The organism is Dyella telluris (assembly GCF_014297575.1).
Classification (GTDB): Bacteria; Pseudomonadota; Gammaproteobacteria; order Xanthomonadales; family Rhodanobacteraceae; genus Dyella; species Dyella telluris.
The window spans coordinates 364,922-379,210 of the sequence record NZ_CP060412.1 but is presented as its reverse complement, the minus strand read 5'-3'; the positions used below and the strand labels follow the sequence as shown (position 1 = coordinate 379,210).

The 14,289-nt window shown below is 65.1% G+C and carries 11 protein-coding genes; 3 read left to right on the top strand and 8 right to left on the bottom strand.

Going from position 1 to position 14,289, the window contains the following annotated elements; genetic code table 11:
* The 8 genes from H8F01_RS01870 to metG form a co-directional block, all read right to left on the bottom strand.
* Positions 1-1,182, bottom strand: coding sequence for an efflux RND transporter periplasmic adaptor subunit (locus H8F01_RS01870; RefSeq protein ID WP_187057407.1), 1,182 nt, complete (start codon positions 1,180-1,182; stop codon positions 1-3).
* Positions 1,172-4,411: an efflux RND transporter permease subunit gene (locus H8F01_RS01865; protein ID WP_187057406.1), complete on the bottom strand. Its 3,240-nt coding sequence runs from the start codon at positions 4,409-4,411 to the stop codon at positions 1,172-1,174. The genes H8F01_RS01870 and H8F01_RS01865 overlap by 11 nt, the downstream gene beginning before the upstream one ends.
* A 414-nt stretch (positions 4,412-4,825) precedes the next feature.
* The gene (locus H8F01_RS01860) at positions 4,826-6,235 is read right to left on the bottom strand and encodes a sensor histidine kinase (RefSeq protein ID WP_187057405.1); all 1,410 of its coding nucleotides are present in this window, start codon (positions 6,233-6,235) and stop codon (positions 4,826-4,828) included.
* On the bottom strand, positions 6,232-6,897 hold the full coding sequence (locus H8F01_RS01855; protein ID WP_187057404.1) for a response regulator: 666 nt from the start codon (positions 6,895-6,897) through the stop codon (positions 6,232-6,234). The genes H8F01_RS01860 and H8F01_RS01855 overlap by 4 nt, the downstream gene beginning before the upstream one ends.
* 236 nt (positions 6,898-7,133) lie before the next feature.
* Positions 7,134-7,442 carry a hypothetical protein gene (locus tag H8F01_RS01850; protein WP_187057403.1) on the bottom strand — a complete coding sequence of 103 codons (309 nt, stop codon included), beginning with the start codon at positions 7,440-7,442 and terminating at the stop codon, positions 7,134-7,136.
* Between the two features lie 468 nt (positions 7,443-7,910).
* Positions 7,911-8,546 carry an endonuclease III gene (nth, locus tag H8F01_RS01845; RefSeq protein WP_187057402.1) on the bottom strand — a complete coding sequence of 212 codons (636 nt, stop codon included), beginning with the start codon at positions 8,544-8,546 and terminating at the stop codon, positions 7,911-7,913.
* Positions 8,543-9,151: an electron transport complex subunit RsxB gene (gene rsxB / locus H8F01_RS01840; protein ID WP_187057401.1), complete on the bottom strand. Its 609-nt coding sequence runs from the start codon at positions 9,149-9,151 to the stop codon at positions 8,543-8,545. The genes nth and rsxB overlap by 4 nt, the downstream gene beginning before the upstream one ends.
* 10 nt (positions 9,152-9,161) lie before the next feature.
* The gene (gene metG / locus H8F01_RS01835) at positions 9,162-11,252 is read right to left on the bottom strand and encodes a methionine--tRNA ligase (RefSeq protein WP_187057400.1); all 2,091 of its coding nucleotides are present in this window, start codon (positions 11,250-11,252) and stop codon (positions 9,162-9,164) included.
* A 373-nt stretch (positions 11,253-11,625) separates the two neighbouring features.
* Between metG and H8F01_RS01830 the strand changes: the two genes are divergently transcribed.
* The 3 genes from H8F01_RS01830 to H8F01_RS01820 are packed head-to-tail and all read left to right on the top strand — an operon-like array spanning position 11,626 to position 14,226.
* Positions 11,626-12,795, top strand: a complete 1,170-nt coding sequence (locus H8F01_RS01830) for an MFS transporter (RefSeq protein ID WP_274380576.1) — start codon at positions 11,626-11,628, stop codon at positions 12,793-12,795.
* Positions 12,792-13,433, top strand: coding sequence for an HAD family hydrolase (locus tag H8F01_RS01825; protein ID WP_187057399.1), 642 nt, complete (start codon positions 12,792-12,794; stop codon positions 13,431-13,433). Before H8F01_RS01830 ends, H8F01_RS01825 begins: the two co-directional genes overlap by 4 nt.
* Positions 13,426-14,226 carry a DeoR/GlpR family DNA-binding transcription regulator gene (locus H8F01_RS01820; RefSeq protein ID WP_187057398.1) on the top strand — a complete coding sequence of 267 codons (801 nt, stop codon included), beginning with the start codon at positions 13,426-13,428 and terminating at the stop codon, positions 14,224-14,226. The genes H8F01_RS01825 and H8F01_RS01820 overlap by 8 nt, the downstream gene beginning before the upstream one ends.
* Positions 14,227-14,289 lie beyond the last annotated feature (63 nt).

Sequence of the window (14,289 nt, the reverse complement as noted above, 5' to 3'; positions counted from 1 at the left end):
TCACTCCGGCTTGGCGGCGCCGGCCGCTTCGGCGCGAGCGACCTGTACGACATCGCCTTGTGCCAGCGAATCCGACGGATGGTTGATCACCCGATCGCCGGCCTTGAGGCCCTTGTCGATGCGCAGGTGGTCGCCCAGATCCATCGCGATATGCACATCGCGCAGCTCGACCTTGTTGTCGGTACCGACCACGGCCATCTGCGGCCCTTGGGCGCGGAAGATCAGCGTGGTGGCCGGCACGGTCAGCGTCTGGCTGTTGCCAGTCATTGGGATGTGCACCTCGGCGTAGGCGCCGGGCAACAGGTCACCCTTGGGGTTGTCCACTTCGAACTGCGCCAGCAGGGCGCCGGTGGCCTGGCTCACGGCGCCGGAGTTACCGATCAGGTGACCAGTGAACTGTTCGCCCGGATGATCCGGCACATCGAGCTGCACGGACATGTCGGGCTTGATCGCATCGGCGTAGCCCTGCGGCACCTGTACGTACAGGCGCATGCGCGTGGTGTCCGAAACGGTGAACAGCGCCGGCGTGCTGTCGCTGTTGGCGCTGATCAGGTCGCCGATGTCGGTATTGCGCGCGGTGACGGTGCCGGCGAAGGGGGCGGTGATGTGCTTGAACGCTTCCAGCGCGGCGATGCGATCCACGTCTGCCTGCGCGGCAAGCACGTTGGCCTGTGCCGCCTCGGCTTCGCCGGCTTTTTCGTCGGCTTCCTGCTTGGACACCGAGTTGGAGGTGAGCAGGTTCTTCCAGCGCTTGTCGGTAAGTACGGCCAGGCGTGCATTGGCCTGCGCACGGGCCAGGTTGGCCTTGGCCTGTTCGTACTGCTGGTCGAGTTCCGGCGTGTCGATCTCGGCCAGCGACTGGCCGGCGGCGACCTGGCTGCCGATGTCGCGGCTCCAGGTTTTCAGGTAGCCGCTGACACGCGCATGGATCGGCGCGCTGATCCATGCGTCCAGATGGCCGGGCAGGGTCAGACCCTGCTGGCCACCATGGGTTTCTGGCGTGACGACCTGCACGCTGGGCGTGATCTGCGCGTCGGTCCATTTCACAACGCGGTGGTAATCGTAGGCGCGTACCGAGATACCGGCGATGGTGGCGAGCACGGCCACGGCCAGACCAATGCGCACGGCCTTGCCCAGCTTCGGCGTTCGCGCGGGTGCAGCGGTGATGGCGTCATGCGACATGGACGGGTTCTCCAAGAGCGGAATCGGATTGGGTTTGCGCCTGCTCGCGGCCGTGCACGATGCTGAAGATCACCGGCACGAAGAGCAGGGTGGCGAAAGTGGCGAACAGCAGGCCGCCGATCACGGCGCGGCCCAGCGGTGAGTTCTGTTCCTGCGTCAGCGCCATCGGCAGCATGCCGATGATCATCGCCAGCGCCGTCATGCAGACCGGGCGGAAGCGCGTGAAGCCGGCTTCGAGTGCGGCCTTCATCGCATCACCGTGCTCGGCGAGGCGCTCGCGGCAGAAGCTGACGACGAGGATGGAGTTGGCCGTGGCCACGCCCATGCACATGATGGCGCCGGTCAACGCGGGTACCGACAGCGTGGTGTGCGACAGGAACAACATCCACACGATGCCGGCCAGTGCGGCGGGCAGGGCGGTAATGATCACGAACGGATCAAGCCACGACTGGAAGTTCACCACGATCAGCAGGTAGATCAGCACGATCGCGCCGATCAGGCCGAAGATCAGGCCACTGAAGGCTTCATTCATGGTGCCGACCTGGCCGTGCAGGCTGACCAGCGTGCCCTTCGGACGCGAGGCGGCGAACTGGTCCAGCACCTTCTGCACGTCACCGGCCACGGCGCCGAGGTCGCGATCCTGCACGGAGGCGTAGATGTCGAACGACGGCATGATGTTGTAGTGCGACACCACCGCGGCACTGGGCACGCGGGTAAAGGTGGCAAGGCCGCCAAGCACCTGGCTCGCACCGTTGCCGGCCGGGGTGACGGGCAGGCCGGCAAGATCGGACATGCTGTCCATCTTGTACTGCGGCGTGGCGGCCACGATGGGGTAGGACACGCCATTCTTCGGGTTGAGCCAGAAGGTGGGCGACACCTGCGAGCTGCCGGCCAGGGACGCCACCATGGTGTTGGTGACGTCACGTTCGGTGACACCGAGCATGTCGGCACGGGTGCGGTTCACCGTCACGTTGAGCTGCGGATAGCTGGTGCTCTGCTGCAGGCGGACGTCCGCGATGCCGGGCACCTGGCGCAGGCGCTTCATGATCTCGGTGGCATACGCCTCGTTGGCCTTCAGGTCGCGTCCGGCGATGGAGACGTCCAGCGGGGCCGGCGCACCGAAATTGAGGATCTGCGAACTCATGTCCGCCGGCAGGAAGGCGAACTGGGTGCCCGGGAATTCGCGCGGCAGCTGCGCACGCAGCTCGCGCACGAAATCGGCGGTGGGCGCGTGGCCTTCCTTCAGCTCCACCTGGATGTCGCCATCCTGCGGGCCGATGGTGCCGCTGGAGTTGTAGACCATGTTCACGCCCGACAGCGGCAGGCCGATGTTATCGATCACTGTGTCGAGTTGGTCGGCAGGAACGACTTTGCGGATGGCATTTTCGATGCGGTCGAACTCGGCCGCGGTTTCTTCCACGCGGGTGCCCATCGGCGCACGCACGTGCAGGGCGATGGCGCCGGCGTCCACGTCGGGGAAGAAGTCGCGACCAAGGAACGGCACCAGCGCGAACGATGCAACCACGAACACGAGGAAGCCGATGACGAAACGCTTGCGGTGGTTGAGCGCCACGGTGAGCGTCGCGTGGTAGGCATCGCGCACCTGGGCGAAACGGTGCTCGAACTTCTGCTGGAACGACACCAGCGATTCCAGGATCGCACTGCGCTTGCGCACCACCGGCTGATCGCCTTCGTGGTGGTTGATGTACTGGTCTTCCGGATGATCGCCCAGACCCGTTTCGACGTGGTGTGGCTTCAGCAGGTACATCGCCAGCGTCGGCACCAGCGTGCGCGACAGCACGAACGACGACACCATGGCGAAGATCACCGCCAGCGCCATCGGACGGAACAGGAAGCCGGCGATGCCGTTGAGCAGGAACATCGGCACGAACACGATGCAGATGCACAGCAGCGAGACGAAGGCCGGCGTCACGATCTGCTTGGCACCATCCATGATGGCGTCGTGCACGCTCTTGCCCTGCTCGAGATGCCAGTTGATGTTCTCGATGGTCACCGTGGCGTCATCCACCAGGATGCCCACGGCCAGCGCCAGGCCACCCAGCGTCATCACGTTCAGCGTCTGGCCGGAGGCCGACAACAGGGCGATGGCCGAAAGGATGGCGAGCGGGATCGATACCGCGATGATCACGGTGGAACGCCAGCTGCCCAGGAAGATCAGGATCATCACCGAGGTGAGCAGCGCCGCGATGACGCCCTCGCGCGCCACCGAGGAAATCGCCCCCTTCACGAAGGTCGACTGGTCGCTCAGCAGGGTCACCTTGAGGTTGTCCGGCAGCGATTCGCGCACCAGCGGCATCAGCGACTTGATGCCCGAGACCACGGCGAGCGTGGAGGCTTCGCCCACTTTCAGCGCGGGCATCAGCACGGCGCGCTTGCCATCCACGCGAACCACGTTGGTCTGCGGCGCGGCACCATCGCGCACATGGGCCACATCGCCAATGGTGATGGTGGCGTTGTGCACCGTCTTTACCGGCAGCTGGTTGAGCTCGTCGATGGCGTTGGGGCTGTTGTTGAGCTGCACGTGGTACTCGTACGTGCCGATCTTGGCCGTGCCCACCGGGATGATCTGGTTCTGCGCGGCCAGCGCATTGCTCACGTCCTGCGCGGAAAGGCCATTGGCGGCCAGCGCGCGCGGATCCAGATCCAGCGTGACCTGGCGCGCGGCACCGCCGTAAGGCGTGGGCACGGCGACGCCGGGCACGGAGGTGAGCATCGGGCGCATCACATTGAGGCCCTGGTCGAGGATCTTCGCCTCGGACATGCTCTTGCTTGACAGCGCCATCTGCAGGATCGGCACGGTCGAGGCGTTGTAGTTGAGGATCAGCGGCGGGGTGATGCCCGGCGGCATCTGCTTGAGCACCGTCTGCGAGATCGAGGTGACCTGTGCGGTAGCCGTGCGGATGTCCACGCCCGGCTGGAAGAAGATCTTCACGATGCCCATGCCGGGCAGCGACTGCGACTCAATATGCTCGATGTTGTTCACCGAGGTGCTGAGCTGGCGTTCGTAGTAGTACACGACGCGGCCGGACATCTGGTCGGGCGGCAGGCCGTTGTAGCTCCACACCACGCTGATCACCGGAATACCGATGTTCGGGAAGATGTCGGTGGGCGTACGGAAGGCCGCCAGCGGACCGGCGATGAGGATAAGCACGGCCAGCACGATAAACGTCAGCGGTCGTGACAGGGCAATTCGGACAAGGCCTAGCATGGGTCGTTTCCAGCGTTGCTCCGGCGCTCGGGGCGCCGTGGCGTGACGTTGCGGCTGTCACGGCATTGAAAAAATGGCGGCGGAAGACGGTTCAGCAGGGCGGTCCGGAGCAGATCCTGTGCTTGGGCATGGTGGTCTCATGGCAAAGGGGCCCGGGGCCCGATGCTGGCCATGATCGCAACGCAGTCTTGTGGAAACCTTTTGGGGGGATGAAAGGGGGCTGTGCGGAGTGGTAGCTGTTTACGGGCCGGAAGGCAGAAAGTCACTGGATCCCCGCCTTCGCGGGGATGACGAGCAGGAAGCGGGAGCGCCTCGAGTATTCCTAAACGCTCAACTTCCCTCACCGTCATCCCCGCGAAAGCGGGGATCCAGTGTCTTTGGCCCGACGGAGCGAAGACTTCTCGCCCAGCTAACTCACCCCGCCTGAGCCGCCATCCTTATCCGCACCAGCAAGCCCCGCCCCAGCGGCGACTCCAGCAGCTCGATGGAAGCATCGTGCAGTTCGATCGCGCGCTGCACGATGCTCAGGCCCAGACCGTACCCCCGTGTGGCGCTCTCCACCTCGCGATGGAAGCGCTGGAACACCGCCTGCCGCTTGTCCTCGGGAATGCCGGGGCCGTTGTCGCAGATATCGATGACCGCCTGCTCACCTTCGCGGCGGATGGATACATCGACCTGTCCCGCGGTTTCCGTATAGCGCAGGGCATTCTCGATCAGGTTGCGGAACATGGCGGTCAGCGCCACCTCATGACCAAGCACCACGATCATGTCGTCGTCATTGGTCAGGCTCAGCTCGATGTCCTTGTCGGCGATCAGTGGCGCGAGTTCTTCGATCACCTCGGTGGCAATGCGGTTCAGATCCATCGGCACGCGCTGCTGCGACGCGGCGCCTGCCTCCAGTCGTGCCATGGCCAGGATCTGTTCGATGCGTCGACCCAGCCGCGCCATGCTCTGTTGTGCGTGGCGCACGGTGAACTCCACCTCGGTGGGGTCATCCGACATCATCGCGCTTTCAAGATGGATCATCGTGGCTGCCAGCGGCGTGCGCAGTTCGTGGGCCACGTCGGTGGCGAAGCGGTGTTCGCGGTCCAGTGCGTCTTCCAGGCGTTCCAGCTGCTGGTTGAGCGCCACGATCAGCGGCTTGATCTCGCTGGGCGCCAACTCGGCCGGCATGGGCTTGCGGCTGCCGGGCGTGCGCCGGTCCAGCATGTCGGTAAGCACGGCCACCGGCCGCAAGCCGCGTTTCACCGCCAGGCTGACCAGCAACACCAGCAGCGGCAGGCCGATCAACAGCGGCAGGGTGTGCTCGATGACGAGCCCGCGGGCGATGTCGCTGCGGTTGTCCGAGCGCTCGCCGATGCGGATCACCAGATTCCAGCGGTTCTGCAGGGTGAAGGTGCGCCACTGGCTGCCCTGGTGCTGGATATCGCGGAACCCGCGTTCCTCGATGGTGGGCGGCGGCAGCTCGGCGAAGTTCGAGGTGGCCGCGATCAGGTCGCCCTGCGGGTCGTAAGCCTGGAAACCCACTTCCGGTTCGTAGTTGCGCGGGTGCACGGAGACCACCACGCCGTGGTGATGCTTGTCTCCGCTTTGCTGGATGGCCGGCAGGTCCGCGTCACGCAGCGGCGCCTGGCCGTGGGCGATCAGCGTGCCCAGCGTACGCCCCGCCTGGGCAAGGCGGCCGTCCAGCAGCTCGTTCATTTCGCGCAGCTCGCGGCGGTAGCTGATCCAGCCGAGCGGAATCAGCACCGCCACCATCACGGCGATGATCAGCCAGGTGAGGCGTGTGCGCAGGCTGGCCGGATGGGAGGCGGGGTCGCTCATTTGGGCTCGCGGGGAATCATGTAGCCGATGCCGCGCACGGTGTGGATCACTTCAGGGCTCAGCTTGCGTCGCAACCAGTGCACTTGCACCTCAATGGCGTTGCGCTCGACAAGGGTGTCGAGGCCGTAAACGGAGTTCTCCAGGGTCTCGCGCCGCACGATGCGACCGGCGCGCTCCATCAGCACGCGCAGCAGGGCGAATTCGCGCCTGGTCAGCGTGACGCGCTCGCCGCGGAACTCCACTTCGGCCGTCGCCAGGTTCAGGCTCAGGCCTCCGACTTCGACCAGATTGTCGGCCAGGCCCTGGGTGCGGCGGGCCAGCGAGCGGATGCGCGCGGCGAGCTCGCCGAGGTGGAACGGTTTGACCAGGTAATCGTCGGCGCCCAGATCCAGCCCGCGTATGCGTATTTCCAGCGCGTCGCGTGCAGTCATCACCAGTACCGGGGTTTTCACGCCGGCGCGGCGGGCTTCGGCCAGCACTTCCAGGCCGTCCTTGCCGGGCAGGCCCAGGTCGAGCAGCACCAGGTCCACCGGGTCGCCGCGCAGGGCTTCCATGGCCTCGCGCCCGTCGCGCAGCCAGGTCACCGCGTAGGACTGGTGCTCCAGCGCGTGCTTGATCGCGCCCCCCAGTTCGGCATCATCCTCGACCAGCAAAATATGCATGCCATGGCACCCGTGTCGGACTCGGCGAGGCACGGCTCGGGCCGTACCACCCACGATGATCCGCAATCTACCTTTTGTGGATCTTTTCCCTTCCGGGGTGTCACGTTGGCAAGTGAGACGGGTGGCGTCAATCGGCGGCCACAAAAAGAAAAACGGCAGGCCTGCTCGCCTGCCGTCTTCCTTCCTGTTTCAGCGCCATGGGGGAGGGCGCTGTCGAAAGCGTGAATGGCTTGTGTTCAGGGCGTTTTTGCCAGGGCCGCTTTCACAATGGCCTCGCGCAACTGGGCGTCGTTATAGGCCACGCCCTGCGACTGGTCGATGGCCACGGCTTTGATAGATTGCGGTTTGAGCATGAGGTGGCGCTGGGTTTCCCAATTGGTCGCCTGCTGCCGGGCGTGGGCATAATCTTCTGGCGTGCTGCCCACGAATCCGATGATGGCGTATCCGTTGAGATCAACGGTATAGGTTTCCACGGTGGCTTGCGCCTGGCCGATCCAGGCGAATGCGACTACAGCCACGACAGCGGAGAGGATGGTGCGCTTCATGGTGAGGCCTCCTGACGGGGGAGTTCCGGGGGAGGTTTGAACTTAGGCTGGTGCTGCCCGGCAAGCTTGAGGAAGTCGCGCGAAACGCTGATGGATTTATGAGGTTTTGGGGCATTTGTCTTAGTGCATAGGCCACTAGTCATGCCTTTTTGCCCGCAAAAGTAACGCCTGCCTGACAGCCGCGCCATGCCCGCGTGACGAGCCGGCCGGAGCGGTTCCATCACACACGACACTTCGATGACTTGCGCATGGATGCGGGCACGAGGGCGACTGGCGTTGTTGCAGACGAAACAGTTCGCGCTGCCTGACGAGATGTCGTTGCGATGACGACATAGTGATGCGTGCACACCATCATGATGGTGATGGTGCAGCACTCGCGCGTGCACGATGCGTTTGAAATGTAATGCCGATGCATGCGCGAACTCGTTGCCAACGTAACCATCACGCTCGTGCGTTTGGTCGTTGCACTCAGTCCTGCGTCTTGTCCTTGTAGCGACACAAGTCGCGGATCACGCATTGTGGACAATCGGGTTTGCGCGCCTTGCACACGTAGCGGCCATGAAGGATCAGCCAGTGATGTGCATCCTGCTTGAACTCGGGCGGGATGACTTTCTCCAGCTTGTCCTCCACCGCGCGCACGTCCTTGCCGGGTGCCAGTCCCGTGCGATTGGAGACGCGGAAGATATGCGTGTCCACCGCGATGGTCGGGTGGCCGAAGGCCGTGTTGAGCACGACGTTCGCCGTCTTGCGGCCGACGCCGGGCAGGGCCTCCAGCGCTTCGCGCGTCTGCGGCACGTCGCCCTGGTACTGGTCAACCAGAATGCGGCTCAGCGAGATGACGTTCTTGGCCTTGCCGTTGAACAGGCCGATGGTGCTGATGTACTGCTTGAGCTTCTCTTCGCCCAGATCCAGCATCGCCTGCGGCGTGTTGGCGACGGGAAAGAGTTTTTTGGTGGCCTTGTTCACACCGACGTCGGTGGCCTGGGCCGACAGAGCCACGGCCACCAGCAATTCGTACGGCGTGGTGTAGTTGAGCTCGGTGGTTGGGTGCGGATCGAGTTCGCGCAAACGGGTGAACAGCTCGACGACGTCCGCCTTCTTCACTGGGGCTTCCCTTGTTGTTTCGCCTTGGCACGCGCCAGGGCGGCCAGCACGGGATTGGTCGGCGTGGAGGCGGCGGCTACTTCCGCCTTGCGTGCGGCAAGCTCCGCTTCGCGTTTAGCCTTGTCCTGCGCCAGTCGCGTCTCGCGGCGTTGGAAATGCACCCGCGAAAGGTCAGCGTGAGCAGGATCATCCACCTGCGTCTGCGGCATGGGCACGAGCACAATGCAGTCCACCGGGCAGGCCGGTACGCACAGTTCGCAACCGGTGCAGTCGTCGGTCATCACCGTGTGCATGACTTTGGATGCGCCCACGATGGCATCCACCGGGCAGGCCTGGATGCATTTGGTGCAGCCGATGCAGTCCGCTTCGACGATGCGCGCGAGCATGCGCGGCTTTTCCACGCCGTGCTCCGGGTCCAGCGGCAACACAGGTACATCCAGCAGTGCGGCCAACCGGGCAATGCCACTGGCACCACCCGGCGGGCACTGGTTGATGCTTGCTTCGCCGCGTGCGATCGCCTCCGCGTAAGGGCGGCAACCGTGATAACCGCATTGTTCGCATTGCGTCTGCGGGAGCAGGGCGTCGATGCGGTCGGCCAGCGACATGGCGGGATGATCAGCGAACGGTGGCGCCCGGCTTGGCGCCCTGGTCGGCATCGAGCAGGAACAGGTCGCTGCCGCCGTCGCCGGCGGACAGGATCATGCCTTCGGACAGGCCGAAGCGCATCTTGCGCGGGGCGAGGTTGGCAATGAACACCACGTTGCGGCCCACCAGCTTTTCCGGCTCGCCGTAGGCGGCGCGGATGCCCGAGAAGATCTGGCGCGTGCCCAGCGGGCCGGCATCCAGTTCAAAGCGCAGCAGCTTGTCCGAGCCGTCCACGAATTCGCAGGTGGTGACCTTGCCGATGCGCAGGTCGAGTTTGGCGAAATCGTCGATGCCGATGACAGCGGTTTCGGCGGCGGGCGTGGTGGTGGCTTCGGTCATGGTCTTGCTCTGTTCCTTGGCTTTCTTCGGGGCAGGCTTGGCTTCGGCGGGCGCGAGGGAATCCTTCGACGCTTCCACCATGGCCTCGACGTGCTTGGGGTCGATGCGGCCGAGCAGGGGCTCGAACGCGTTGATGGTGTGGTTGTGCAGTTCGGCGCGCGCGTCGTCGAAGCCGTTGATGGGCGCGGCGAGGAAACGCTCGGCGGCCTCCACCGTGGCAGGCACCACCGGCTTGAGCAGGCCGGCCAGCAGGCGGAACGCGGCCAGCGCGAACGAGCACACCTGGTGCAGTTCGTCGCGCAGCGATTCGTCCTTGGCCATGGCCCACGGCGCCTTGGCGGCGATGTAGCCGTTCACCATGTCGGCCATGGTCACGAAGCGGCGCGCGACTTCGGCAAACTCGCTGCTGTTGTACAGCGCAGGCACGTCGCCGTAGAGCGAGAGCAGTTCGCGCCACAGCTCCTGTTCTTCCTCGCTGAACGCGGGCGCCAGGCGGCCGTCGAAGAACTTGTGCATGAAGCCCGCCGTGCGGCTGGCGATGTTCACCCACTTGCCGACCAGGTGCGAGTTGACGCGTTCCTCGAACGTCTTGAGGTCCAGGTCCACGTCCACCGGCGTGTCGCTCAGCATGGTGGTGAAGTAGTAGCGCAGAAATTCCGGGTGCAGGCCCGAATCAAGATACGTGCGCGCCTTGATGAAGGTGCCGCGCGACTTGGACATCTTGGCGCCGTTGACGGTCAGGTAACCGTTGACGTGCAGTGCCGTCGGCACGCGGAAGTTCGCGCCGTGCAGCATCGCCGGCCAGAACAGGCCGTGGAAGTTGATGATGTCCTTGCCGATGAAGTGGTGCATTTCCGCGCGGCTGTCCGGCGCCAGGAAATCCTCGAACTTCAGGTCGCTGCGCTCGCACAGCGCCTTGAAGCTGGCCAGGTAGCCCACCGGCGCGTCCAGCCACACATAGAAGAACTTGCCCGGTTCGTCGGGAATGGGGAAGCCGAAGTAGGGCGCATCGCGGGAGATGTCCCAATCCTTCAGGCCGCCATCCAGCCACTCGCGCAGCTTGGCCACCACGCCGCTGTTGGCCACCGGCTGGCCATCGGTGAGCTTGCCGCCGAACCAGTCGCGCAGCAGTGCTTCGAACTTGCCCAGTTCGAAGAAGAAATGCTCCGAATCACGCAGCACCGGCGTGGCGCCGGACATCACCGAGTAGGGATTGATCAGGTCGGTAGGTGCGTACGTGGCGCCGCAGTTTTCGCAGTTGTCGCCGTACTGGTCGGGCGTCTTGCAGTTGGGACAGATGCCCTTGATGTAGCGGTCCGGCAGGAACATCTCCTTTTCCGGATCGAACAGCTGCTGGATGCTGCGGCGGGCGATGAAGCCACCATCGCGCAGGCGGGTGTAGATCAGCGAGGCAAGCTCGCGGTTCTCTTCCGAATGCGTCGAGTGGTAATGGTCGAACGCCACGCCGAAGGCCGCGAAATCGGCTTCGTGGCCGACGCGGATGCCTTCGATGTACTGCTCCGGCGAAAGGCCGGCCTTTTCCGCGGCCAGCATGATGGGCGTGCCGTGGGCATCGTCCGCGCATACATAAACGGCCTCGTTGCCCTGCATCCGCTGCGCGCGCACCCAGATGTCGGCCTGGATGTAGCCCAGCAGGTGACCCAGGTGAAGTGGGCCATTGGCATAGGGCAGCGCGTTGGTGACGAGAAGGCGTCGGCTCATGGGGCGGCAACGGTCTTGATGGCGGGGGTTGTCCATTATGGCATGCGACGCCATGGCCACCGCATCATGGCCGTATGGACGCCCGGTGTGGCGGCGTGGTTGCGGTGCCATTACCCGTGTGTGGCGTGCATGGAAGTAACGCGCGCCGATGCCCGCGCATCGTTGCCGATCCTGTGGTGGCGTCGTCGCGGGCTGGCGTGTTCGCCGATGGCGCGTGCAGGCGGAAGCGCGGCAGCTTCCGCCGGACTGCAACGATGTCACGGGCGCAGAGGCATGCTCGGGGCATCAGGGTCGGCAGCGGTCGTGCCAAAGAAGTTGCACGTTTGTGCACGTTTTAATACATTTACGTCCGTTCTTTGATGCGGGAAGACCCTTGGACGCCAGTACCGACACTCTACGCGCCTCGCCCGGCCCGACGATTCCGTCGGCCAAGCGGGCGACGCGCCTGATCTTCCTCGTGTCCGGCATCGGCATGTCCGCATGGGCGCCCATGGTGCCCTACGCGAAGGCCCGGCTTGGCCTGGATGACGCCCAGCTTGGCCTGGCACTGCTCGCCTTCGGCGGAGGCTCCATGCTGTCCATGCCCTTCGTTGGCTGGCTGGCGCACAAGCTCGGCAATCGCACGTTGATCGTGGCCTCCGGGCTGCTGATGTGCGCGGCCCTGCCGGCGCTGGCGATGGTGTCGAGCATCGCTGCGCTGATCGCCGCGTTGCTCTACTTCGGTGTGATGCTGGGCGCGGTGGACGTGGCGATGAACGCCCATGCCGTCGATGTCGAGCGACTGGATGGCGGGCGCCTGATGTCAGGCTTCCATGGCCTTTTCAGCGTGGGCGGCCTGACCGGCGCGGCGGTGATGAGCGGCCTGCTGGCGGCCGGGGTGCCGCTGGCGCTGGCCGCGAGCGCCATTGCGGTGCTGCTGGTGGTGCTTGTGCTGCTGTTGCGCGGCGATCTGCTGGACGACGCGCCTTCCATCGATGAACCGCGGAAGGAGCCGCTCGGCATGCCGCATGCGCTGGCCTGGCTGCTCGGTCTGCTGTGCTTCGTGAGCTTCCTGGCCGAGGGCGCGATGCTGGACTGGAGTGCCGTTTTCCTGCGCGATTTCCGTGGTGTAGCACCCGCGTCGGCCGGATTCGGTTATGCATTCTTCTCGGTGGCAATGGCGCTGGGCCGCTTGACCGGCGATCGCTTCGTGGGCCGCTACGGGCCGGAGTGGGCCGTGCGTATCGGCGCCGCGCTGGCGGTTGCCGGCTTCCTGCTGGTGGCCTGCGTGGCCGATGCCACGACGTCGCTCGCAGGCTTCGTGCTGATCGGCCTGGGCGCATCGAACATCGTGCCGGTGATGTTCAGCGCCGCGGGACGCCTGCCGGGCACGCCGCCGGCCATCGCCATCGCCACGGCAACGACGTTGGGCTATGCGGGTTTGCTGAGCGGACCTGCATTGATTGGTTTCGTAGCGCATGCCAGCAGCCTCCCGATGGCCTTCGCCGGCGTGGCTGGCCTGCTGGTGCTGGTGGGTCTTTCGGCAAGGATCGTGAAGCGATGAGCAAGCAAGTGGACACCGTGATTTTCGATCTGGGCAACGTGCTGATCGGCTGGGATCCGCGCCGCCTCTATCGGCAACTGATTCCCGACGAAGCGCAGATGGAATGGTTCCTGCGCGAGGTGTGCAGCAGCGAGTGGAACGAGCAGCAGGACGCTGGCCGTCCCTGGGCTGAAGCCACCGCCGTGTTGCGCGCCAGGTTCCCGGAACACGCGGCGCTGATCGACGCCTATCACCTGCGCTGGGAAGAAACCCTGGTGGGTGCGATGGACGACAGCGTCGCCTTGCTGGCCGAACTTCGTGCGCGTGGTGTGCGCCTGCTGGCGCTGACCAACTGGTCGCAGGAAACCTTTCCCATCGCGCGCCAGCTTTTCCCGTTCCTGCAGTGGTTCGAAGGCATCGTCGTTTCCGGCGAGGAGCGCCTGATCAAGCCCGATCCGCGCATTTACCAGCGCCTGCTGGAGCGCTATCAGGTCGAGCCATCCACGGCGCTCTATATCGACGACTCGGCACGCAACGTGGCGGCAGCCGAAGCGCTGGGCATGCAGGGCTGGTGGTTCCGCGACGCGGAGGGCCTGCGCCGGCGGCTGATCGAACTGGAACTGCTTCAAGCACCGGCGCGCGAGGCATCGCATGGTTAAGTCGCCTGCAACGGACAGCAACGCACTGCCGGAAGAACGCCAGCAACGCATCCTGGAGCGCCTGCGCACCGAAGGTCGCGTGGTGGCGGCCGAACTGGCGCAGGCGTTCGAGGTTTCCGAGGATTCCATTCGCCGTGACCTGCGTGAACTGGCGGCGATGGGCTTGTGCAAGCGCGTCTACGGCGGTGCACTGCTGCCGGCCGTCACGCTGACCCCGCTGAAGCAGCGCCGGAACGAACACTCCGCCCGCAAGGAGGCGCTGGCCCGCAAGGCCGCGGCCCTGGTGCAGGCCGGGCAGACGCTGTTGATCGATGCTGGCAGCACCAACGCCGCCATTGCCGCCGCGTTGCCGCGCGACGCACGCCTCACCGTCATCACCAACGCGCCGCACATCGCGCAGGTGCTGCTCGATCGCGAAGGCTTCGATGTGTTGCTGATTGGTGGTCGCATCGATACCACCATCGGTGGTGCGACCGGTTCGCAGGCGGTGGACCAGGTGCGCAGGGTGCGTGCGGACCTGTGTTTTCCCGGTGCCTGCGCCATCGATGCAGCCCACGGACTTTGGGGTTTCGACAGCGAGGAGTCGCTGTTCAAGCGGGCGATGATCGAGGCCAGCGACGAGACCGTGGTGGTGGCCACCGATGACAAGCTGGGCGCCGTGGCGGCGCATCAGGTGGCCGAGCTGGCGCGCGTGCAGCACCTGGTGGTGGAGCATTCGGCGGACAAGTCGATCCGGGCGGCATTCACGGCGCGTGGCGTGGCTGTGCATCGGGCCGAAGCCACGCCGGGTTGAGCGTCGCGGCCTTCCTGTAGGAGCGCACTTGTGCGCGACCGAGGCGCCCATCGCCTCTGCGGT